The 20,716-nt window shown below is 66.1% G+C and carries 19 protein-coding genes; 5 read left to right on the top strand and 14 right to left on the bottom strand.

The annotated features are described in order from the left end of the window. Nucleotides 1–139 precede the first annotated feature (139 nt). The 3 genes from A5777_RS06895 to A5777_RS06905 form a co-directional block, all read right to left on the bottom strand. Nucleotides 140–2,428, bottom strand: a complete 2,289-nt coding sequence (locus A5777_RS06895) for a polyribonucleotide nucleotidyltransferase (RefSeq protein ID WP_064862098.1) — start codon at nt 2,426–2,428, stop codon at nt 140–142. A gap of 494 nt (nt 2,429–2,922) precedes the next feature. After that, nucleotides 2,923–3,192, bottom strand: a complete 270-nt coding sequence (rpsO, locus tag A5777_RS06900) for a 30S ribosomal protein S15 (RefSeq protein WP_005204469.1) — start codon at nt 3,190–3,192, stop codon at nt 2,923–2,925. Nucleotides 3,193–3,385: 193 nt separating this feature from the next. After that, nucleotides 3,386–4,360 (bottom strand): bifunctional riboflavin kinase/FAD synthetase, encoded by a 975-nt coding sequence (locus tag A5777_RS06905; protein WP_064862099.1) that lies wholly within the window; start codon nt 4,358–4,360, stop codon nt 3,386–3,388. Nucleotides 4,361–4,564: 204 nt separating this feature from the next. Here A5777_RS06905 and A5777_RS06910 point away from each other — a divergent pair, with 204 nt between their 5' ends. After that, entirely contained in the window at nt 4,565–5,269 is a 705-nt protein-coding gene (locus A5777_RS06910; protein WP_005204465.1) for a metal-dependent transcriptional regulator, read from the top strand. 25 nt (nt 5,270–5,294) lie between these two features. On the opposite strand, the gene truB is transcribed toward A5777_RS06910, so the two are convergent. Genes truB through A5777_RS06925 form a run of 3 tightly spaced genes read right to left on the bottom strand, consistent with a single transcriptional unit; the run spans nt 5,295 to nt 7,835 of the window. Continuing rightward, on the bottom strand, nt 5,295–6,194 hold the full coding sequence (truB, locus tag A5777_RS06915) for a tRNA pseudouridine(55) synthase TruB (protein ID WP_064862100.1): 900 nt from the start codon (nt 6,192–6,194) through the stop codon (nt 5,295–5,297). A 1-nt stretch (nt 6,195) separates the two neighbouring features. Then, nucleotides 6,196–6,852 carry a 4'-phosphopantetheinyl transferase family protein gene (locus A5777_RS06920; protein WP_064862101.1) on the bottom strand — a complete coding sequence of 219 codons (657 nt, stop codon included), beginning with the start codon at nt 6,850–6,852 and terminating at the stop codon, nt 6,196–6,198. Then, nucleotides 6,849–7,835, bottom strand: a complete 987-nt coding sequence (locus A5777_RS06925; RefSeq protein WP_064862115.1) for a metallophosphoesterase family protein — start codon at nt 7,833–7,835, stop codon at nt 6,849–6,851. The genes A5777_RS06920 and A5777_RS06925 overlap by 4 nt, the downstream gene beginning before the upstream one ends. An 88-nt stretch (nt 7,836–7,923) precedes the next feature. On the opposite strand from A5777_RS06925, the gene A5777_RS06930 reads away from it, so the two are divergent. Both A5777_RS06930 and A5777_RS06935 read left to right on the top strand, forming a co-directional pair. Then, the gene (locus tag A5777_RS06930) at nt 7,924–8,784 is read left to right on the top strand and encodes a hypothetical protein (RefSeq protein ID WP_064862102.1); all 861 of its coding nucleotides are present in this window, start codon (nt 7,924–7,926) and stop codon (nt 8,782–8,784) included. A gap of 165 nt (nt 8,785–8,949) precedes the next feature. After that, nucleotides 8,950–9,660, top strand: coding sequence for a hypothetical protein (locus A5777_RS06935; RefSeq protein WP_231894975.1), 711 nt, complete (start codon nt 8,950–8,952; stop codon nt 9,658–9,660). Nucleotides 9,661–9,678: 18 nt separating this feature from the next. Here the strand turns inward: A5777_RS06935 and A5777_RS06940 are convergent, their stop codons facing one another. The 7 genes from A5777_RS06940 to rimP all read right to left on the bottom strand — a co-directional run bounded on the left by A5777_RS06940 (nt 9,679) and on the right by rimP (nt 17,616). Continuing rightward, nucleotides 9,679–11,010, bottom strand: a complete 1,332-nt coding sequence (locus A5777_RS06940) for an MATE family efflux transporter (protein WP_156529300.1) — start codon at nt 11,008–11,010, stop codon at nt 9,679–9,681. Nucleotides 11,011–11,060: 50 nt separating this feature from the next. Next, complete coding sequence (locus A5777_RS06945) at nt 11,061–12,020, bottom strand: DHH family phosphoesterase (protein ID WP_064862104.1); 960 nt, start codon at nt 12,018–12,020, stop codon at nt 11,061–11,063. Further along, entirely contained in the window at nt 12,017–12,475 is a 459-nt protein-coding gene (gene rbfA / locus A5777_RS06950; protein WP_064862105.1) for a 30S ribosome-binding factor RbfA, read from the bottom strand. The genes A5777_RS06945 and rbfA overlap by 4 nt, the downstream gene beginning before the upstream one ends. 123 nt (nt 12,476–12,598) lie before the next feature. Further along, entirely contained in the window at nt 12,599–15,403 is a 2,805-nt protein-coding gene (gene infB, locus A5777_RS06955) for a translation initiation factor IF-2 (RefSeq protein ID WP_082933571.1), read from the bottom strand. Between the two features lie 79 nt (nt 15,404–15,482). Further along, nucleotides 15,483–15,800 (bottom strand): YlxR family protein, encoded by a 318-nt coding sequence (locus A5777_RS06965; RefSeq protein ID WP_197502308.1) that lies wholly within the window; start codon nt 15,798–15,800, stop codon nt 15,483–15,485. A gap of 160 nt (nt 15,801–15,960) precedes the next feature. Continuing rightward, nucleotides 15,961–17,001: a transcription termination factor NusA gene (nusA, locus tag A5777_RS06970; protein ID WP_064862107.1), complete on the bottom strand. Its 1,041-nt coding sequence runs from the start codon at nt 16,999–17,001 to the stop codon at nt 15,961–15,963. Nucleotides 17,002–17,070: 69 nt separating this feature from the next. Next, a complete protein-coding gene (rimP, locus tag A5777_RS06975) occupies nt 17,071–17,616 on the bottom strand; it encodes a ribosome maturation factor RimP (RefSeq protein WP_064862108.1) in 546 nt (181 codons plus the stop codon). A gap of 261 nt (nt 17,617–17,877) precedes the next feature. On the opposite strand from rimP, the gene A5777_RS06980 reads away from it, so the two are divergent. Further along, a complete protein-coding gene (locus A5777_RS06980) occupies nt 17,878–18,444 on the top strand; it encodes a hypothetical protein (RefSeq protein WP_064862118.1) in 567 nt (188 codons plus the stop codon). After that, nucleotides 18,441–18,875, top strand: coding sequence for a ferritin-like domain-containing protein (locus tag A5777_RS06985; protein ID WP_064862109.1), 435 nt, complete (start codon nt 18,441–18,443; stop codon nt 18,873–18,875). The genes A5777_RS06980 and A5777_RS06985 overlap by 4 nt, the downstream gene beginning before the upstream one ends. 53 nt (nt 18,876–18,928) lie before the next feature. On the opposite strand, the gene A5777_RS06990 is transcribed toward A5777_RS06985, so the two are convergent. Then, complete coding sequence (locus A5777_RS06990) at nt 18,929–20,659, bottom strand: proline--tRNA ligase (protein WP_064862110.1); 1,731 nt, start codon at nt 20,657–20,659, stop codon at nt 18,929–18,931. Nucleotides 20,660–20,716: the final 57 nt, after the last annotated feature.

The following is a 20,716-nucleotide window of genomic DNA, read 5'->3' on the forward strand; positions in this document are numbered from 1 at the left end:
CCCCCCTGGGTCGCTCCCCCTCACCGAACTTCTCGCGAACATATGAACGTGTCCTTACGGACGACGGCGGCCCGGCGTCCACTTCATTGTGGACGACGGGCCGTCGAGTTCTCGCGGCGAGCGCCGCGGCGTCAGCAGATCAGGCGTCTGCCGAAGCCTTGTCGTCGGACTTCTCCGCATCGCTGCCGGACTTGTCGCTGTCGTCGACCGGGACGAGGCTGATCTTGCCACGCTCGTCGATGTCGGCGATCTCGACCTGGAGCTTGTCGCCGACCTTGACGACATCCTCAACCTTGTTGATGCGCTTGCCCTTACCGAGCTTGCTGATGTGCACCAGACCGTCGCGACCAGGCAGCAACGACACGAACGCGCCGAAGGCGGTGGTCTTCACCACGGTGCCCAGGAAGCGCTCGCCCACCTTGGGCAGCTGCGGGTTGGCGATCGCGTTGACCTTGTCGATCGCGGCCTGTGCCGACACGCCGTCGGCAGCACCGATGAACACGGTGCCGTCGTCCTCGATCGAGATGTTGGCGCCGGTGTCCTCGGTGATGCCGTTGATCGTCTTGCCCTTGGGGCCGATCAGCTCGCCGATCTTGTCCATCGGGATCTTGATGGTGGTGATCCGCGGGGCGTACGGGCTCATCTCGTCGGGCTCGTCGATGGCCTCGGCCATCACATCCAGAATGGTCAGACGCGCGTCCTTGGCCTGGCTCAATGCACCGGCAAGCACCTTCGACGGAATGCCGTCGAGCTTGGTGTCGAGCTGAAGCGCCGTGACGAAGTCCTTGGTGCCCGCGACCTTGAAGTCCATGTCGCCGAAGGCATCTTCGGCACCGAGGATGTCGGTGAGCGCGACGTAGCGGGTCTCGCCGTCGACGGTGTCGGACACGAGGCCCATCGCGATACCCGCGACCGGAGCGCGCAGCGGCACACCGGCATTGAGCAGCGACATGGTCGACGCACAGACCGAACCCATCGAGGTGGAACCGTTGGAGCTCAACGCTTCCGACACCTGACGGATCGCGTACGGGAAGTCCTCGACGCTCGGGATCACGGGCACGAGGGCACGCTCGGCGAGCGCGCCGTGGCCGATCTCGCGACGCTTGGGCGATCCGACGCGACCGGTCTCACCGGTCGAGTACGGCGGGAAGTTGTAGTGATGCATGTAGCGCTTCGACGTCTCGGGTCCGAGCGAGTCGATCTGCTGCGCCATCTTGACCATGTCAAGTGTGGTGACACCGAGGATCTGGGTCTCGCCGCGCTCGAACAGTGCCGAACCGTGGGCACGCGGGATCACGGCAACCTCGGCCGAGAGCGACCGGATGTCAGTGATGCCACGACCGTCGATGCGGAAGTGGTCGGTCAGGATGCGCTGGCGCACGAGCTTCTTGGTGACCGAGCGGTATGCCGCGCCGATCTCCTTCTCACGACCCTCGAACTGCTCGCCGAGCGAGGCGAGGATGTCGGCCTTGAGCTCGTCGGTCTTCTCGTCGCGCTCCTGCTTGCCCGGGATGGTGAGGATCTGCGAGAGACGCTCGGTGGCAGCAGCCGAGACGGCGTCGTAGACGTCGGACTCGTACGCCGGGAAGAGCGGGAACTGTCCGGTCTCCTTGGCAGCGGCCGCGGCGAGCGACTTCTGCGCCTCACACAGACGAGCGATGAACGGCTTGGCAGCCTCGAGGCCCTCGGCGACGATGGCCTCGGTCGGTGCCTGCGCGCCGCCAGCGACGATGTCGATGACGTTGTCGGTTGCCTCGGCCTCGACCATCATGATCGCGACGTCGGCGTCATCGCCTTCTCCGACGATGCGGCCGGCGACGACCATGTCGAAGACGGCACCTTCGAGCTGCTCGACGGTCGGGAACGCGACCCACTGGCCTGCCTTGTTCTCCTCGGTCGGGATGAGTGCGACACGCACGCCACCGACGGGGCCGGAGAACGGCAGGCCCGCGAGCTGGGTCGACGCCGATGCCGCGTTGATCGCGACAACGTCGTACAGGTCCTTGGGGTCGAGGCTCAGGACGGTGACGACAACCTGGATCTCGTTGCGCAGACCGTCGACGAACGACGGACGAAGCGGACGGTCGATCAGACGGCAGGTCAGGATGGCATCGGTCGACGGACGGCCCTCACGGCGGAAGAACGACCCGGGGATGCGTCCCGCGGCGTACATGCGCTCTTCGACGTCGACGGTGAGGGGGAAGAAGTCGAAGTGCTCCTTGGGGTGCTTCGACGCCGCTGTCGTCGACAGCAGCATGGTCTCGTCGTCGAGGTAGGCGGTTACCGAACCGGCCGCCTGCAGGGCGAGACGTCCGGTTTCGAACCGGATGGTGCGGGTGCCGAAGCTGCCGTTGTCGATGACGGCGGTTGCCTCGGTGATCGCGTCGTCGAACTCCTCGACGACCTCAGTGGTGGTGACATCTGTCATGTGGGCTATGAATCCCTTCGTGCCGGTCGCATTCGACGCGACCGTGGTGGTGGCCGCTCATAGCGACCCGAATATGCGGATTGGGACCAGGAGCGACAGACTGACGTGCGCTCCCGATGAACTGCGCGAATGAACTCGCGCACCGGGGCGCGCGTAGCGCCACTACCGGCCCAGAACATCGCGCGAAATGGCCACTGCATGCCAGGGTCGCCCTGGTGCGACCCGTGGGTGCTCAGACGGCCTTCGATCGAAGCGGCCGGAATCATCTGGCGATTCCGGCGGCCACTACCGAGGACCGATCTGACTCTGCGACATGTGTGTGAGCACACAAATCTGCAACGTTCCGCTTGTCAGCCTATCATCGTGGCCCCTGAGACCAGGAAACGACGACACCGAAAGACAACACCGAAAAACGACGAACCGGCCACCTCCACGTGGGAGACGACCGGTCCGTTTAGTTCGTGTGTCGCTCAGCGACCGCGGCTCAGGGTCGCTCAGCGACGCAGGCCGAGGCGCTCGATCAGCGAGCGGTAGCGTGCGATGTCGACCTTGGCGACGTACTTGAGCAGGCGACGGCGACGGCCGACGAGCAGCAGCAGACCACGACGGCTGTGGTGATCGTGCTTGTGCTCCTTGAGGTGCTCGGTGAGGTCGGTGATGCGCTTGGTCAGCAGCGCGACCTGAGCCTCGGGTGAGCCGGTGTCGGTCTCGTGGAGGCCGTACTCGGTGAGGATTTCTTTCTTCTGCTCGGCAGTCAATGCCATGGAGATACTCCTGTATTTCAGTCCCGCGTCATCTGTGACCAGCGGCAATCCCACCCGGGATCGTCAACGCTGATTCGGTGCGCCACCGCGGACTGCAGCGGCACCGACATGTCAGGTTACCAACCACGCAGGTCCCAGCCCAAATCGCGCCCGGTCGCACGGACCACCCTGTGTTTCACCCGGCGCTCTGGACTTACGAACCGCTCTGGTTCGCGGCGAGAATGCCTCGGGTCTTGTCGACGTCTCCGCTCATCGCGGTCAGCAGATCGTCGATGCTGTCGAAGTTCTCCATGCCGCGGATTCTGTCGACGAAGTCGACGGCGACGTGCTGACCGTAGAGGTCGGCCGTGGTGTCGAGGACGAATGCCTCGACAGTCCGCGTACGCCCGGAGAACGTCGGGTTGGTACCCACCGACACAGCGGCCTGGTAGCTCTCGCCCGGAATCACCTGGCCCACAACCGGTCCGGGCCCGAGGACCGTGAACCACGCGGCGTACACCCCGTCAGCCGGAATGGCCGCGTACATCGGGGGTGCGACATTGGCTGTGGGATAACCCAATTCGCGCCCACGTCCGTCACCACGAACCACCACGCCCTCGACACGGTGGGGTCGTCCGAGTGCTTCCGCCGCGCGCTCGACGTCGCCCGCCGCAACGCACGAGCGGATGTAGGTCGACGAGTAGGTCACCGCGTGCTCGCCGAACAGTGAGATGGCCTGCACCTCGAATCCGAAACGCTGCCCGAGTTCCGTGAGCTTCTCGACGTTGCCCGCAGCCTTCTTCCCGAACGTGAAATTTGCACCGACCACCACTTCAGCGGCGTGCAGACTCTCGACGAGAACGTTGTGCGCGAAGTCCTTCGGCGACCGCGACGCCAATTCAGGGGTGAACGGCATCACGCAGAACACGTCGATCCCCAACTCCTCGGCCAACTCGGCCCGACGAGTCAGCGTCGTCAACTGTGGTGGGTGCGTTCCGGGGCGGACCACCTCGGCGGGGTGCGGGTCGAACGTCATCAACACCGACGGAATGCCGCGCTCGGCCGCAGCGGAGGTCGCGGCGTGGATCAACTGCGCATGTCCTCGGTGGACACCGTCGAACACGCCGATGGTGACCACACACCTGCCCCAATCCGCGGGCACCTCGTCCAGACCTCGCCATCGCAACACGCCGACCAGCCTACGGCGACCGACGCCGGTGAACCAGCACCCGCGCCCGCTCGACGCCGATCAGAGCGCGCATCGTGAATCACGCACGTCCGCACAGTGAATCGCGGCATGCCCTCACACCAACGACAGTTGTCGACCCCGCGATGGCGTCGCTTCGGTCGGCCACGGGGCTTCGGCGTGGGTAGGCGGGGCTAAGCTCGTTTCATGCCTCAAACCCGAGCTGCCGGTCCTGACACGTCCGTGGCCGAGTTGTCGACAGTCACCCAGGACTACCTCAAAGTCATCTGGACCAGCCAGGAGTGGGCCGAGGTCAAGGTGACCACCAAGATGCTCGCCGACAAGATGGGTGTGTCGGCGTCGACGGCGTCGGAGGCCATCCGCAAGCTCGCCGATCAGGGTCTCGTCTCCCACGAGCGGTACGGCGCGGTCACCCTCACCGACGAGGGTCGAGCGGCCGCGGTGCTGATGGTGCGGCGCCACCGCCTGATCGAGACGTTCCTCGTCCGCGAACTCGGCTACGGGTGGGATGAGGTGCACGACGAGGCCGAGGTCCTCGAGCACGCGATGTCCGACCGCTTCATGGCACGTCTCGACACCAAACTCGGCCATCCCGACCGCGATCCCCACGGCGATCCGATCCCCCGTGTCGACGGCTCGATACCTGCCCCAGAGGCGTTCTCACTCGCCGACCTCGACACCGGCGAGGGCGGCAGAATCGCACGGATCTCCGACACCGATCCCGAGGTGCTCCGCTACTTCGACCAACTCGGAGTCGCCTTGGACTGCGTGGTCCACGTCTCCGAGAAACGCCCGTTCGCCGGCACGATCTCGATCTCGATCGACGGCGCCGAGCCGATCGTGCTCGGCGACATCGCCGCTCGCGCAATCTTCCTCGTCGCCGAGCACTGACGGCGTCGAGGGTCCCGCGTCGCCGCTATCGCAGAGTTGCCGGCCGGACGACCATCACAGAGCTCGCCCGACGCCCCTTTTCCTGCACCAACGCTATGGCCTGCCCAGCGGGGTCGACGACCACGTAGATGCCCTTGCGTCCGATTGGGGTCAACCACCGTCCCTGACTGATGGATTCGGCCTCGTCGTCGTCGATGTCGCGGTGCGGGAACGAGATCAGTGCCGCCTCGTCGATCGTGAGACTGAGCTCGGGGCGCTCCGCCAACTGTTCGAGTGTTCGTGCGTGTTCGAGCGTGAACGGCCCCACCGCGGTTCGCCGCAGTGCGGTCAGGTGTCCCCCGACTCCGAGCGCGGCGCCGAGATCGCGTGCGAGAGAGCGGATGTAGGTTCCTGCGGAACAGTCGACGACGACGTCGAGGTCGACGAACTCCCCCTCGTCGCGGCGGGCCAACACGTCGAATCGTGAGACGGTGACCGGCCTCGCGGCGAGTTCGAACTCCTCACCGGTCCGGGCCAACGCATGCGCGCGCTTACCGTCGACCTTGATGGCGCTGACCTTGGCAGGCACCTGCTCGATATCGCCGGTGAGTGTCGCGACCGTCGCGGCGATCTGTTCGTCGGTGATCGACGATGCGTCGGCGCTCGAGATGATCTCGCCCATGCGGTCGTCGCTGTCGGTTGCGGCTCCGAGGCGGATGGTGGCGGTGTACGACTTGGTGGTCAGCGCGAGCAATCCCAGCAGTTTTGTCGCCCGCTCGACACCGACCACGAGCACGCCGGTCGCCATCGGATCGAGTGTGCCCGCATGACCAACTCGTCTGGTGTTGAACAGCTTTCGGCAACGAGAGACCACATCGTGACTGGTGATGCCCTCGTTCTTGTCGACGATGACCAATCCGGCGTTCTCGATCGATGAGTCAGCCACGTCAGCTCATCACGATCGTCGTGGTGATGTAGCCGTCGTCGACCAGCCAGCGTCCGGAGAACTCCGTGATCGGTGTTCCCCCGTCGATCACCGAGCCGTCGATCAGGATTCGGGAGCGAAAGGTCCCCATATTCTCCGCTGTCTGCTCGAACGTGATGTGGGCATCCTCGAAGCCGAGCCAACGCTGGGTCAGCGGAAACCACGCCTTGTAGGTTGTCTCTTTGGCGCAAAACAGAAGTCGATCCCAGTGCAGTCCCGACGGCCGCTGCGCGATGACATCGCGTTCGGCATGAATGCTGGTGTGCTCGAGCACGCCGTCGGGCAGCACGTCATGCGGCTCGGCGTCGATTCCCAGTGTCCTGACGCCCATCGCGTACGCGACGATCGCGGCACGATATCCGTCGCAATGCGTCAGGCTTCCGACGATCTGGTTCGGCCACAACGGCATTCCCTTGTCGCCCCGCATGATCGGCGTCGGCTCGATGCCGAGCTGGCCGAGCGCCTGACGGGCGCAATGACGCGCCGTGATGAATTCCCGACGACGTTTCTCGACGGCACGTGAGATCAGCGATTCCTCGGCGGGCATCGGCTCGAGACCCGGTGGGTCGCCGAAGGATTCGGCGGAGGCAACGCCGGGTGGCAGAAGTCGTTCGATCACTGGTCGCCCTCCTGACCCGAGCTTCCCTTACTCGAGCTTCGCTGTGCTCGACGCTGCGCCACCCGTTCGGCGAATTCGCGGGCACGCTCGGCATAATCGGGCGGCAGGTTGAAGCGCGCGCCGTGATCGGGTAAATCCTGTTCGCGCACACCGGGATCGGGTGCAATTTGGCGTAGCAGAGGCTCGGGGAGGCCGCGCCGTTTCCACTCGCGCGGATATCCGACCGACACCTCCTCGAACCGCACATCGTCATACCAGGTGGTGCGTGGAATGTGCAGATGTCCATAGACGCTGCACGCGGCGTTGAACCGCGTGTGCCAGTCGGCGGTGAGTTCGCTGCCGCACCACAGCGCGAACTCGGGATAGAACAACGCGTCGGTCGGTTCGCGCCGCAGCGGCCAGTGATTGATCAGGATGGTCTTCTCCGACGGGTCGAGCGCCTCGAGGCGCTTGCGCGTCGACTCGATGCGGGCTCTTCCCCATGCGTCGCGGGTCGGGTACGGCTCGGCGGACAGCAAGAACTCATCTGTCGCCACCACGTTGCGTTCCCGCGCGACAGCGAGCGCCTGCAGCGCCGTCGAGGTGCCCTCCGGACGGAACGTGTAGTCGTAGAGCAGGAACATGGGTACGACGCGGACGGGCTCGCTGCCATCGCCTGCGTCGAACAGAGGGTAGATGTCTTCCGGCGTGACCACCCCGATGTCGCGACACGCCTGGACGAGGTAGTCGTAGCGCGCGACACCGAAGATCTGCAGCGGGTCCTTGGCGGTGGTGTAGAGCTCGTGATTGCCCGGCACCCAGATCACGGTGTCGAAACGTGCCTTGAGGCGGCGCAAGGTGTCGATGATGTCGTCGGTGCGTTCGGACACGTCGCCCGCGACGATCAGCCAGTCGTCGGGAGCTGACGGTCGGATCTGGTCGACGATGCTCTCGTTGCCGCGGTGTGCGACATGAAGATCGCTGATCGCCCAGAGTGTAGCCACGAGGATCCATCGTGCCAGATTGCTGGCATGCCCGACCTCCGGCGCACCCGGACAGCGCAGCAAGGTCGGCGACCGGGCATATGAGAGCATGCCTGACGTGGCCGACAACTACGCGAGATTCACCGGCCCGGCCGGGTTCGTACCTCCCCAGAACACCCCGGGTGCACGCCCCGGCAATCGGACACGCCCCGGCAATCGGGGATCTCCGGCGACGCAGGCACTGATCACCACTATCCTCCTCGTCGGATTGGCGATTGTCTGGTTCATCGTGCTCTACGTCGTGTTCGTGGGCCGATGGACGCCGGCATCGACCGATGGCTCTCGGCGAGGGGTCGGCTACGCGGCCACGACGGCGGTGATGATCGTTTTCACCGTGATCGTCGTCGTCGCAGCACGCACCCGTCGACGTGCTGTTGCCGCCGGACTCACCGTCACCGTGATGTTCGCCGTCCAGCGGGTCATCGCCGCGGTCCTGGCTAGTTCCTATGTCACCGTGGGCGGATCGTCTCGGGGCGGAGTGGTCATCGAACTGCATGGGTTCGCGACCGATCCGAACGTCATGTTCTTTCTGTCGTTTCTCGCGGGATTCCTCTTCTACTTCGCGGTGATCATAGGGTGGACGATCTCGCGTCGACGCAGTCCAGGCAGCTGGGCCGGTCTGATGATCGTGGTGCCCTTCTTCCTCGTGATCGAGGTGTTCTCAGCGGTGTCGATCACACCGTTGAATCTGAATTCACTACCTGTGGGACCCTTCGGGTACTCACCGTGGGCGGGGTCGAGCGGAATCAAACTGCCTATCCAGTCGAACTGGCTATCATTTGTCGCCGACGCCGTGCTCATCCTGGTCTTCGTGACGGTCTCATTGCTCAGCATATGGGTTGTCGATGTGCTCGGGTCGTCGTCTCGACGTAGGCCCACGACTCCGACGATCAGCGCAGCTCCGAGTTAGCGTCGGCCCACACGGCGGTCCCGTCAAGGGAGACGGGACCGGATATGGCACGATGCGCTCGTGTACCCGAACCCGTCGCAGCCGGTTGCCTACCCGCCCTACCCCGGGCGCCCCACATCCCGTCGGCCCCTTGGCGATCGCGGTCCGTGGTGGGCACAAACACTGGTGAGCGCGGGGATCGCGCTGGTATTCGCTGTGCTGTATTTCGCCGTGGAGTACGCCATCTATCGGTTCAAGCTGTTCGACTGGTGGTCATTCAGCGGCCTCAGCGTCTTGATCCTGCTGTACGTGTGCGTTCTGGGCATCTGGGGCCGATCGACACCGCAGCGAATCCTCGGCCCCCTCGTAGCCCTGGGTTTTCTCGGTCTGCAGCGCGGACTCGACGGCCTGTTTCTGGTTATCGGTCCCGACCTCTATTCGGGCTGGACGGACGCCGAGTTCACGACGTGGTTCACCGCGGGGAATGCTCTGTGCCTGTTCGGTGTCGCCGCGGGTTGGTCGCTCGCGCGCAGGCGAACGTTCATCGCGTTCCTCGGGATCATCCCGGCGGTTGCCGTATGCGGCCTCGGCGGGTGGGCCGAACAGTCGATCAGCTATCCACACTCGTACCTGTGGGCGTCGCTTCTCGACACCCTCGTGTTCTTCGGCCTCGCCGTTCTGGCCATCATGTGCGTGTGGGCCTGCGATGGGCTCGGACTCGCCGTCCGCGGACGCTCCCGACAGCAGCCCGGCCCGTACCCCCAGCGTAACGGATATCCGCAGGCCGAGGTGTTTCCGTCGGGCGGCACATCTCCTGCACCCGGCTCCAACGCCACCAGTCCTTATCCGCACCCGGCCGCGCCGCCGAGTCAGCCCGGCGGGTGGCCACCCCACTGATCGACCGGACACGGGACGTCAGTGCCTCTCGCGGCCGACGCGCTGCCACCGTCCCGACCTGATTCGCCACACGACGGTCAGCATGCGAATCACCATGAACACCACGAGACCCGTCCAAATGCCGGCCAATCCCCAGTCGAACGCCAGAGACAGCCAGATCAGCGGTAGGAATCCGACGAGCGCGGCCACCAACGTCGCAGTTCGTAGGTACGCGGCGTCGCCGCTGCCCAGGAGCACACCGTCGAGCGCGAACACGACTCCCGCGATCGGCAGCATGGCGACGAAGAACCACCAGGGCGTGCCGATCGCGTCGAGCACCCTGGCATCGCTCGTGAACAGTCTCGGCAGCACGCCGGCGCCGATGGCGAAGACCCCTGCCATTGCCGACGCAGCCACCACCGACACGACGGTCACCCTGCGAGCCACGTTCTGAGCCGCTGTGATCGCACCCGCCCCGAGCGCGGCGCCGACCAACGCTTGAGCCGCAATGGCCACCGAGTCGAGGAACAGCGACATGAACTCCCACAGTTGAAGTGTCAGCTGATGAGCAGCGACGGCGGACACCCCGAAGCGGGCCGCGACGGCAGCCGCCGAGAGGAAGCACACCTGGAACGAGAGGCTGCGCGCCACGAGGTCGCGCGCCATCACGAGTTGGGCTTTGATCACCGCCCACCGAGGACGCAGCGCGCGGCGCCCGCCCTCGGGGAGCACTTCGCGCAGGAGTCGCGTCGCGAACAGTAGACCGGTAATCGATTGCCCGACGACGTTGGCAATTGCGCTGCCCTGCAAACCGAGCCGCGGGAAGAACCACAGCCCGTGGACAAACCCCACCAACAGCACGGCCCCGATCGACAAGCCGACCACGACGTACACGACCGGTCGACGGGTCTCCTGGACGCCACGCATCCAGCCGTTGCCCGCCATTGATACGAGAATGAGTGGCACGCCGAAGCATGCGATTCGCAACCACGAAGTTGCTTCCGCCGCAACGTGACTCGCATCCGGACCCGAGGTGCCGACCATGAGTCGCATCACCCACGGCGCCAGCGGATAGATCACGGCGACGATCACCGCACCAACGCCGAGCGCGATCCACGTCGCCTGCACGCCCTCTCCCACCGCTCCCGCGCGGTCGCCCGCACCGAAGCGCCGAGCCGACCGCGCTGTTGTCCCGTACGAGAGGAAGGTGAGCTGGGTGCTGATCACCGAGAGCACCAGAGCGCCGACGCCGAGCGCGGCCAGTTCGTCGCCGCCGAGGCGCCCCACGACGGCGAGGTCGAGGAGTAGATACAGCGGCGGCGCGGTCAGCACCGCAAGCGCCGACACCGACAACACCGCGATGCGGCGTATCCCCGTGTCCGGGGCGGTCGCCCCGGCGTCAGCCTGTCGGGCGGGCTCGGTCAGAGCAACCCCACCAGCCGGTCGACGACCTCCTGCGCACTCCCGATATCGCTGTACCCGGAGGCGTGTCGATGCCCACCGCCGCCGAGTGCACGCGCGATCGGAACCAGATCGACCGATGCCTTCGACCGCAACGAGACCGTCCAACTCGACGGTTCGATCTCCTTGAACACCGCCGCGATCTCGGCGCCTGCCGTGGTTCGCACGATGTCGATGATGCTTTCGGACTCTTCCCAGCTCATGCCGGCCATCGCGTCGTGATCGACGACGGCGTAGACGAGTCCCGCACCGTCGGCTGCGTCCGGGATGAACGTCGCCGATGCCAACACCCCGGCCACCATCGACAGCCACGAGAAGGGGTGAGTGTCGAACAGCGCCCGACTCCACCGCCGACCGTCGACTCCGCTGTCGAGTAGTCGCGCCGCGACCCGAAACGAGTCGGGGCGCGCCCATTTGAACGATCCGGTATCTGTTGCGAGACCCGCGTACAGACACGTCGCGATGTCGGCGTTCAACGGAACGTCGAGTTCGTCGATGAGTCGCAGGACCAGCACCGCGGTGCAGTCCGCCTCGGGGTCGACGAAGTCGAGGTCACCGAAGCCTCCGTTGGACATGTGGTGATCGACGACGACCGACGTGACCGCGCCCTGAAAGACCGCGGCCAGATCGCCGAGCCGATCAGGTCCGGCGGCGTCGACCGACACGGTCACGTCGTGACCCTTGAGTGCGTCCGGTTCGACGAGTAGCTCCCGCACCCCTGGCAGGTCACGCAGGGCCACGGGCAGGCTCTCGGGACCGGGATAGGAGACCTCGACGTCGAGGCCTCGTGTCGTCAACGCAAGTCCCAGCGCGAGTCCGCTACCAATGGTGTCGGCGTCGGGTCGGACATGGCAGAGGATTGTCACCGCCGACGCCCCGCCGAGGACATCTGCGATCGCCGCAGGGGAGGCAGTGGTCACTCGCGTGAACCGTCCTCGCCGTCTTCGTCCTTGCTTCGATACGGGTCTGGGTCACCGGCGGGTTGCGCTTCCTTCGCCTGGCGCGCGACGAGTTCGTCATTGGCGCGTGCGCGCGCCACCAGCTCTTCCATGTGGCGCGCGGCATCGGGAACGGTGTCGAGGACGAAAGTCAACGTCGGGGTGAAGCGCACGCCGGTTCCGGCGCCGACCTTCGAGCGGAGAATTCCGGTCGCCTTGGCGAGTCCCGCGGCAGCGGCCTCGTAGTCGGGTTCGGCATCGATCGATTCGCCCATGACCGTGTAGAAGACCGTCGCATCATGCAGGTCGTTGGTCACCTTGGTATCGGTGATCGTCACGTGGGCCAGCCGCGGGTCCTTGATGTCGTGGGCGATCGACGACGCCACGATCGACGAGATCCGTTTGGCCATTCGCTGTGCCCGTGCCGGGTCAGCCATGGGGTGTCCTTCCTCCAGAATCGAAGCACGCACTGTGAGTGAGGAACGTACTCCCCTTCCGGGGCCGTCAGGCACCAAGTGCCCTCAGACCCCGAAAGGGGAGCGTGTTCGACGATCCGCGCGTCAGTCGCGCGGCTTCTCCTGCAACTCGTAGCTCTCGATGACGTCGTCGACCTTGATGTCGCTGTACGTCAGCGTGAGACCACATTCGTAGCCTTCGCGAACCTCGGTGACGTCGTCCTTCTCGCGTCGCAGCGACGAGATCGTGAGATTCTCGGCAACCACGACGTTGTCGCGAAGCAGACGAGCCTTGGCGTTGCGGCGGATGAGGCCTGACTGCACCAAGCAACCGGCGATGTTGCCGACCTTCGAGCTCTTGAAGATGGCGCGGATCTCGGCGCGGCCGAGCTCCACCTCTTCGTAGATCGGCTTGAGCATGCCCTTGAGCGCACTCTCGATCTCATCGATGGCCTGGTAGATCACCGAGTAGTACCGAATGTCGACGCCCTCGCGGTTGGCGAGCTCTGTGGCCTTGCCCTCCGCACGGACGTTGAAGCCGATGATGATCGCATCCGACGCCGCAGCCAGGTTGACGTTGGTCTCCGTCACGCCACCGACACCACGGTCGATGACGCGCAGGGACACCTCGTCGCCCATGTCGATACCGAGCAGCGCCTCTTCGAGCGCCTCGACGGTACCTGCGTTGTCGCCCTTGAGGATCAGGTTCAGCTGGCTGGTTTCCTTCAGCGCCGAATCCAGGTCCTCCAGGCTGATCCGCTTGCGGCTACGTGCGGCCAGCGCGTTGCGCTTGCGCGCGTTGCGCCGGTCGGCGATCTGCCGGGCGGTGCGATCTTCTTCGACGACGAGCAGGTTGTCACCTGCACCCGGCACCGACGTGAAGCCGATGACCTGGACGGGTCGCGAAGGCAGGGCCTCGTTGACGTCATCGCCGTGCTCGTCGACCATGCGTCGCACACGACCATAGGCATCGCCTGCCACCACGGAGTCGCCGACACGCAGCGTTCCGCGCTGAACCAGCACGGTCGCCACGGGTCCGCGACCACGATCGAGGTGCGCTTCGATGGCGACACCCTGAGCGTCCATGTCGGGGTTGGCACGCAGATCGAGCGACGCGTCGGCGGTCAGCAGCACAGCTTCGAGCAACTGCTCGATGTTGGTGCCCTGCTTGGCCGAGATGTCGACGAACATCGTGTCGCCGCCGTACTCCTCGGGGATCAGCCCGTACTCGGTGAGCTGGCCGCGGATCTTCGACGGATCGGCGCCTTCCTTGTCGATCTTGTTGACCGCGACCACGATCGGCACGTCTGCTGCCTGCGCGTGGTTCACGGCCTCCACCGTCTGCGGCATGACGCCGTCGTCGGCGGCGACCACGAGGATCGCGATGTCGGTCGACTTGGCACCGCGGGCACGCATGGCGGTGAACGCCTCGTGACCAGGGGTGTCGATGAACGTGATCAGTCGATCGTCGCCGTTGAGGTGTGTGTTCACCTGGTAGGCACCGATGTGCTGAGTGATGCCACCGGCCTCGCCCTCGCGCACGTTCTCCTTACGGATGGTGTCGAGCAGTCGGGTCTTGCCGTGGTCGACGTGACCCATGACGGTGACCACCGGCGGACGCTGTTCGAGATCCTCTTCGCCGCCCTCGTCCTCACCGTAGGAGAGATCGAAGCTCTCGAGGAGTTCGCGATCTTCGTCCTCCGGGCTGACGACCTGGACGTTGTAGTTCATCTCGGAGCCGAGCAGCTCCAGCGTCTCGTCGTTGACCGACTCGGTCGCCGTGACCATCTCGCCGAGGTTGAACAGCGCCTGGACCAGCGATGCCGGGTTGGCGTCGATCTTGTCGGCAAAGTCGGACAGCGAAGCGCCGCGGGCGAGACGAATGGTCTCACCGTTGCCGCGCGGCAGCCTGACGCCACCGACGGCCGGAGCCTGCATCGAGTCGTATTCTTGCCGCTTCTGACGCTTGGACTTGCGCCCCTTACGGGGTGCACCACCCGGACGTCCGAACGCTCCGGCTGCGCCGCCACGACCGCGACCGCCGCCACCGGGGCGTCCGCGGAAACCTCCGGGAGGACCTCCCGGCGCTCCGCCTGGCGCGCCTCCGCGATAGCCTCCGCCACCGCCGCCACTGCGACCGCCTGGTCCACCGCCGCGGCCTGGTCGGCCTGCGTCGGGACGTGCTGCACGACTGGGCATGGCACCCGGGTTGGGCCGAGGGGGCATGTTGCCCGGATTCGGGCGAGGTCCGCCCTGACCCGGTGCGGGACGTGCGCCTGCACCGCCGGGACCGGGACGCCCTGCACCCTGGCCGGGTCGGCCCTGCGTGGGACGCCCGCCACCGGGGCGGGGTCCGCCCTGGCCGGGTCCGGGACGTGGTGCCGCCGGCCGCGGAGCTGGTGCGGGTGCAGACGAATACGGATTGTTTCCGACGCGAGGCGCACGCGGTCCGGGCTTCGGCCCGGGACGTGGACTCGTCGGCGCAGGTGCGGAAGCCTGAGCTGCCGCGGGCGTCGACTTCTGTGCCGGCGCCGGAGTGGGCGCGGCAGGTGCCGGGGTGGCTGCAGGCGCAGGAGCCGGTGCCGACTGCGCGGCAGCAGGCGTCGGTGCGGGTGCAGGTTTCGGAGCTGCCGGCTTGGGGCCGGGGCGAGCTGCGCCGGGCTTGGGCGCAGCAGAGTTGTCACGAGCCGCGGCACCAGGCTTGGGTGCTGCCGACTTCGTGGAGTCGTTCTTGGTTGCTCCCCCGTTATCTGCGGGGAAGGATTCGCGAAGTCGGCGGGCCACGGGGGCCTCGACGGTCGACGACGCGGATTTGACGAACTCGCCCTGTTCTTTGAGACGTTCGAGCACTTGCTTGCTCGTTACGCCAAGTTCCTTGGCCAGTTCATGCACGCGGGCTTTGCCTGCCACTGCTCTCCTCACTTGGAGGCCGAGCGGCTTGCCCGCCACGGCCTCGGATTACGTCCGATACGTGCTCATCGTGGTGACTTCACGGTGTGCTCATGTCTTCTGCTACCTGTTCTGGCCCGTTAGGGCCGCTCTCGTCCGTGCCGTCTCCCGAGCGGGTGAACAGCACTTCTTTGAGGTCGGACTGGTCTACGACCAGTCCCGGACTCCTCAGCGCCCGGGCAAACGCGTTGCGTCGAACCGCGGCGGACAGGCAGTCCGCCACCGGATGCAGCCACGCACCTCGCCCAGGCATGGTCTTCGCGATGTCGACAACGATCCTCGGGCCGCTCGCACCCGTAGGGGCGACGACACGGACCAGCTCTGCGATACCGGCTCGCTGCCGACATCCCAGACACATACGGATCGGACCTTGCGGAGAATGACTCTGCGAAGAATCGTTCCGCCGACCGGACCGGTCACCACCATCGGAAGTAACTCCACAGGGGGCAGCCGGCCGCATTCGCGTGACCATCGATCAGTCTAGCGCGCCGAGTGCCGAACTGGACAACCGGACCTCATCACGCCCGTCCGGCTCCCGGCCCGCCCGACTGGCCGGCGGGTGCGCCGGGAGCGTCGTCGGCGTCGGAGCGGATGTCGATTCGCCACCCCGTCAGACGAGCGGCCAGTCGTGCGTTCTGACCTTCCTTACCGATCGCGAGCGAGAGCTGATAGTCGGGTACGACGACACGCGCTGCCTTCTGTGCCTCGTCGACCACCTCCACCGAAACGACCTTCGCAGGCGACAAAGCGTTCCCGACGAACACGGCGGGATCGGTGTCGTAGTCGATGATGTCGATCTTCTCGCCGGACAACTCACTCATCACGTTGCGTACGCGCTGCCCCATCGGTCCGATGCACGCGCCCTTGGCGTTGAGTCCGCTGACACCGGTGTGCACGGCGATCTTGGAGCGGTGGCCCGCCTCACGAGCGACCGCGACGATCTCGACCGAGCCATCCTCGATCTCGGGTACCTCGAGTGCGAAGAGCTTGCGCACCAGGTTCGGATGGGTACGCGACAGCGTGATCTGTGGTCCACGTGGACCACGCGAGACGCCGACGACGTAGCACTTGATGCGGTCGCCGTGTTTGTAGCTCTCGCCGGGCACCTGCTCGGCGGGCGGGATGATTCCCTCCGCGCTGTTGGCGTCGCTACCGATCTGGACGACGATCATGCCGCGTGCGTTGGCGCGGGCGTCCTGTTGCACGACGCCACCGACGATCTCGCCTTCGTGCGTGACGAAATCGCCGAAGTTCTTCTCGTTCTCCGCGTCACGCAGACGCTGCAGGATGACCTGTCGGGCGGTGGTGGCCGCGATACGGCCGAAACCCTCGGGGGTGTCGTCGTATTCGTGGACGACGGTGCCGTCCTCGTCGACCTCCTGTGCCATCACCCTGACCGCCCCGCTCTTGCGATTGACGTCGATGCGCGCGTGCGGCGCGAATCCGTCGGTGTGGCGGTATGCGGTGAGCAATGCGGTTTCGATGGCGGTGATGACCGTGTCGATCGAGATTCCCTTGTCGGCCTCGATCATGCGCAATGCATTGATGTCGATGTTCATGGGGCGCTCCTATTCACTTGTCGGCTGCTATGGAGTTTTCGGCTGTTCGTTGAGTTCTATGGTCGGTCGCTACGAGCTGACGGTGTCCCGACGTTGCGCGATCTGCGCGTCGTCGAGGCCGCACAATCGCAGCTCGGCGACTCCCGGTCGCGAGAAGTCGACGTCGACCACAGCACGTGTGACGGCGTCGAGTTCGACGGTGCGGACTCGGAAACGGCCGCGGTCGTTGCTCACGATGTCGACCTGGCCGTCGTGGAGCGGTCCGACCCTGCCGACGACACGGGTCGGCCCGTCGTCGCCTGCGAGATCGATGAGTACCTTGCGTCCGGCGGCACGACGCCACTGCCGTTCGGTTGTGAGCGGTCTGTCGACGCCGGGTGAGGTGACCTCGAGGGTGTCGATGTCGGCGTAGGCGGGATCGGCGTCGAGGGCGTCGGACAGCTCGCGACTGAGGTCGGCGAGCTCGTCGAGCGAACCTCCCCCATCCCGATCGACGGTCACGACGACCGCGTCGCCGTCTGCACCGTTGGTGATCGCGACGTCTTCGACGTCGAATCCGCGGTCGGCGACAAAGGTGTCGACGAGCGTACGGAGTTGTCGCGTATCGATGCTCATTGCTCTCCTCACTCCTCGTCTTCGCTTGCCGCGCAGTGCTTTCAGTTGCGGTCTTCAGGTGCGTTCATTGACGCCGGTCAGCGGTCGCGGCGATTGGTCTGCCGCATGCGACGGCACCCTATTCTAGTCGATCCGCGACCCTCCCCCGACCACCTTGCGACCGGTCTCGGACCCGGCAGGCTACTGGCGATCGCCGGGCAGACCGTCGGACCTCCTGTTGTCCGTGCGGCCCGCGCACCACGGGTGTGCCGGACTGGCATCATGTGTCGGGTGAAGCCAGCAGCCCCCGATGTACTCGACGCCGTGGATCGTCGCACAGTCTTACGAGGCAGCCTCGCTATCGGCGCCGGAGCACTCGTGATCGGCGCGTCGAGCGCATGCGACAGCGGCCCGACGCCGAATGAGATCACCGCCACCGCCCTGCTCCCCCTGGCCAAGGCTGCCCGCTCCGACGCTGCGGCAGCTCGTTCGCTCGCACCCCGACTTCCGACTTACAGCGCGGCGCTCGGTGTGATCGCCGACCAGCGTGAGGCCCACGCGACCGCGCTCTCGCAGGAGGTCCAACGCCTCGACTCCGACACCGCGAACCAGTTGTCTGCAGCGCCGTCGGCCTCCGCGACGCCCGGCTCCACCGGTGCGGGCGCGTCCGAGACGTCCACACCGGGATCGTCGTCGACAGCGGGAACGCTCGACGAGCTACGCTCGTCGCTCCGTGCGTCGACGCGTGCGGCACACGACGCCGCGATTTCACTGAAGGGCTACTCGGCAGGACTGGCCGGGTCGGTCAGCGCCTCGGTCGCCACCCTCGTGGAGGTGCAGCTCGCATGACCGCAACAACCGACGCATTGGCCACGGCGACACAGGCCGAGAATGCCGCGATCTTCACGTACGGGGTCACGACAGCTTTTGTCTCCGCGACTCGACGCGGCACTGTCGCCGACTACATCGCCGCCCACCGTGCGGCACGCGACGCACTCAACGCCGCCATCACCGCGGCAGGCGCGACTCCCCCCGATATGGCCGCCGGGTACACGCTGCCCGTGCAGGTCACTGACCCGACGAGTGCTGCCCGTGCCGCGCTGGCGGCCGAGAATGACTGCGCCACGGCATATCGCTCGGCGCTCGAGCGTGCCGACTCCGAATCGGCGCGCCGCCTGGCCGTCGACCAGCTCACCGAGTGCGCGCAGCGCGCGGCCACCTGGCGCGCAGCATTGCGCGAGAGTCCGGTGACCGTTCCGTTCCCGGGACAGCCGCAATAGTCCGGTAGTCCGCCGAGTCCGACAGCCCGGGTGGCCGGACCGGCCGCCGGAAGCTATCCGCGCACCGCAGCGACAATCGCCGACACCGCGTTGTCGACCGGCACCTCTGCGCTCTCGCCGGTGAAGCGGTCGCGGACCTCGACGACGCCGTTGGCGTAGCCGCGGCCCACCACGACGACGGTAGGCATGCCGAGCAGTTCGGCGTCCTTGAACTTCACGCCGGGCGACGACTTGCGGTCGTCGAGCAGGACGTCGAGGCCCTCGGCGTCGAGCTCCTCGGCCAGCGACGTCGCGCCGCCGATCGCGGCCTCGTCCTTGTTGGCGATCACCAGATGCACGTCGTAGGGCGCGACCTCGGCGGGCCAGCGCAGCCCCTTGTCGTCGTGCTGCTGTTCGGCGATCACCGCGACAAGCCGCGACACGCCCACGCCGTAGGACCCCATGGTCAGGCGGACCGGCTTTCCGCTTTCGCCGAGTACATCCACCTCGAAGGCGTTGGTGTACTTCTGGCCCAGCTGGAAGATGTGACCGATCTCGATGCCCTTCGCGGCCACCAGCGGTCCCTTGCCGTCCGGCGAGAGGTCGCCGTCGAGGATTTCGGCCGCCTCAATGGTCCCGTCCGCCGTGAAGTCGCGCCCGGCCACGAGTCCGACGACGTGCCGGTTGGGCTGGTCGGCACCGGTGATCCACGCCGTGCCGTCGACCACGCGCGGATCGACGAGATAGCGGACGCCGTTCTCCTGCAAGGCTTTCGGTCCGATGTAGCCCTTCACCAGGAACGAGTTGGCCGCGAAGTCGGCCTCGGTCAGCAGCTCGACTTCTGCAGGCTCCAGCGACGCCTCGAGCCGCTTGACGTCGACCTCGCGGTTGCCCGGCACCCCGATGCCGAGCAACTCCCACTCACCTCCGGGTTCGCGAACCTTGACCATGACGTTCTTGAGTGTGTCCGCGGCGTCGAACGTCCCGTCGAGGGCGTCGTTGGCCCACGCGACGAGCGTCTCGATGGTGGTGGTGTCAGGGGTCTCGTGCACCTGCGCCTCCGCGAGTCCATCGAACGGAATCGGTTCGGGTGCAGGCGTGACGACGGCCTCGACGTTGGCCGCGTATCCCGACTCCAGGCAGCGCACGAACGTGTCCTCGCCGACCTCGCTCTCGGCGAGGAACTCCTCCGAGGCACTGCCGCCCATCGCGCCGGACGTCGCGGCGACGATCACGTATCGCACCGCGAGGCGCGCGAAGATGCGCTGGTAGGCGTCACGGTGCGCGATGTAGGAGGCCTTGAGTCCGTCGTCGTCGAGGTCGAACGAGTACGAGTCCTTCATCACGAACTCGCGCCCACGCAGGATGCCTGCGCGCGGACGTTCCTCGTCGCGGTACTTGGTCTGGATCTGATACAGGATGACCGGCAGATCCTTGTACGACGAGTACTCGCTCTTGACCAGCTGCGCGAAGATCTCCTCGTGCGTCGGACCGAGGAGCATGTCGGTGCCCTTGCGGTCCTTCACACGAAAGAGGTTGTCGCCGTACTCGGTCCAGCGGGCAGTCGTCTCGTACGGTTCACGCGGCAACAGCGCGGGCAGCAGGATCTCCTGCGCGCCAATCGAGTTCATCTCCTCGCGCACGATGTTCTCGACCGCCCTGAGTACCCGTAGCCCCAGGGGGAGCCAGCTGTACACGCCCGGCGCGACACGCCGAACATATCCAGCGCGAACAAGCAGCTTGTGGCTGGGAACCTCGGCGTCTGCCGGGTCATCGCGCAGCGTACGCAGGAACAGCGTCGACATCCGTGTGATCACGGTCGATCAGTCTAGTCGGCCACCGCACGCGCTTTTCGGTCCCGT

This window comes from Gordonia sp. 852002-10350_SCH5691597, assembly GCF_001665715.1.
Taxonomy (GTDB): domain Bacteria; phylum Actinomycetota; class Actinomycetes; order Mycobacteriales; family Mycobacteriaceae; genus Gordonia; species Gordonia sputi.

Bases quoted from the DNA above. Each gene is read 5' to 3' on its own strand.
- A5777_RS06985 (WP_064862109.1), top strand. From the start codon at position 18,441: ATGACCGCAACAACCGACGCATTGGCCACGGCGACACAGGCCGAGAAT.
- rpsO (WP_005204469.1), bottom strand. From the start codon at position 3,192: ATGGCATTGACTGCCGAGCAGAAGAAAGAAATCCTCACCGAGTACGGC.
- A5777_RS06930 (WP_064862102.1), top strand. From the start codon at position 7,924: ATGCCTGACGTGGCCGACAACTACGCGAGATTCACCGGCCCGGCCGGG.
- A5777_RS06965 (WP_197502308.1), bottom strand. From the start codon at position 15,800: ATGTGTCTGGGATGTCGGCAGCGAGCCGGTATCGCAGAGCTGGTCCGT.
- rbfA (WP_064862105.1), bottom strand. From the start codon at position 12,475: ATGGCTGACCCGGCACGGGCACAGCGAATGGCCAAACGGATCTCGTCG.
- A5777_RS06910 (WP_005204465.1), top strand. From the start codon at position 4,565: ATGCCTCAAACCCGAGCTGCCGGTCCTGACACGTCCGTGGCCGAGTTG.
- A5777_RS06990 (WP_064862110.1), bottom strand. From the start codon at position 20,659: ATGTCGACGCTGTTCCTGCGTACGCTGCGCGATGACCCGGCAGACGCC.
- rimP (WP_064862108.1), bottom strand. From the start codon at position 17,616: ATGAGCATCGATACGCGACAACTCCGTACGCTCGTCGACACCTTTGTC.
- A5777_RS06980 (WP_064862118.1), top strand. From the start codon at position 17,878: ATGTGTCGGGTGAAGCCAGCAGCCCCCGATGTACTCGACGCCGTGGAT.
- nusA (WP_064862107.1), bottom strand. From the start codon at position 17,001: ATGAACATCGACATCAATGCATTGCGCATGATCGAGGCCGACAAGGGA.
- A5777_RS06895 (WP_064862098.1), bottom strand. From the start codon at position 2,428: ATGACAGATGTCACCACCACTGAGGTCGTCGAGGAGTTCGACGACGCG.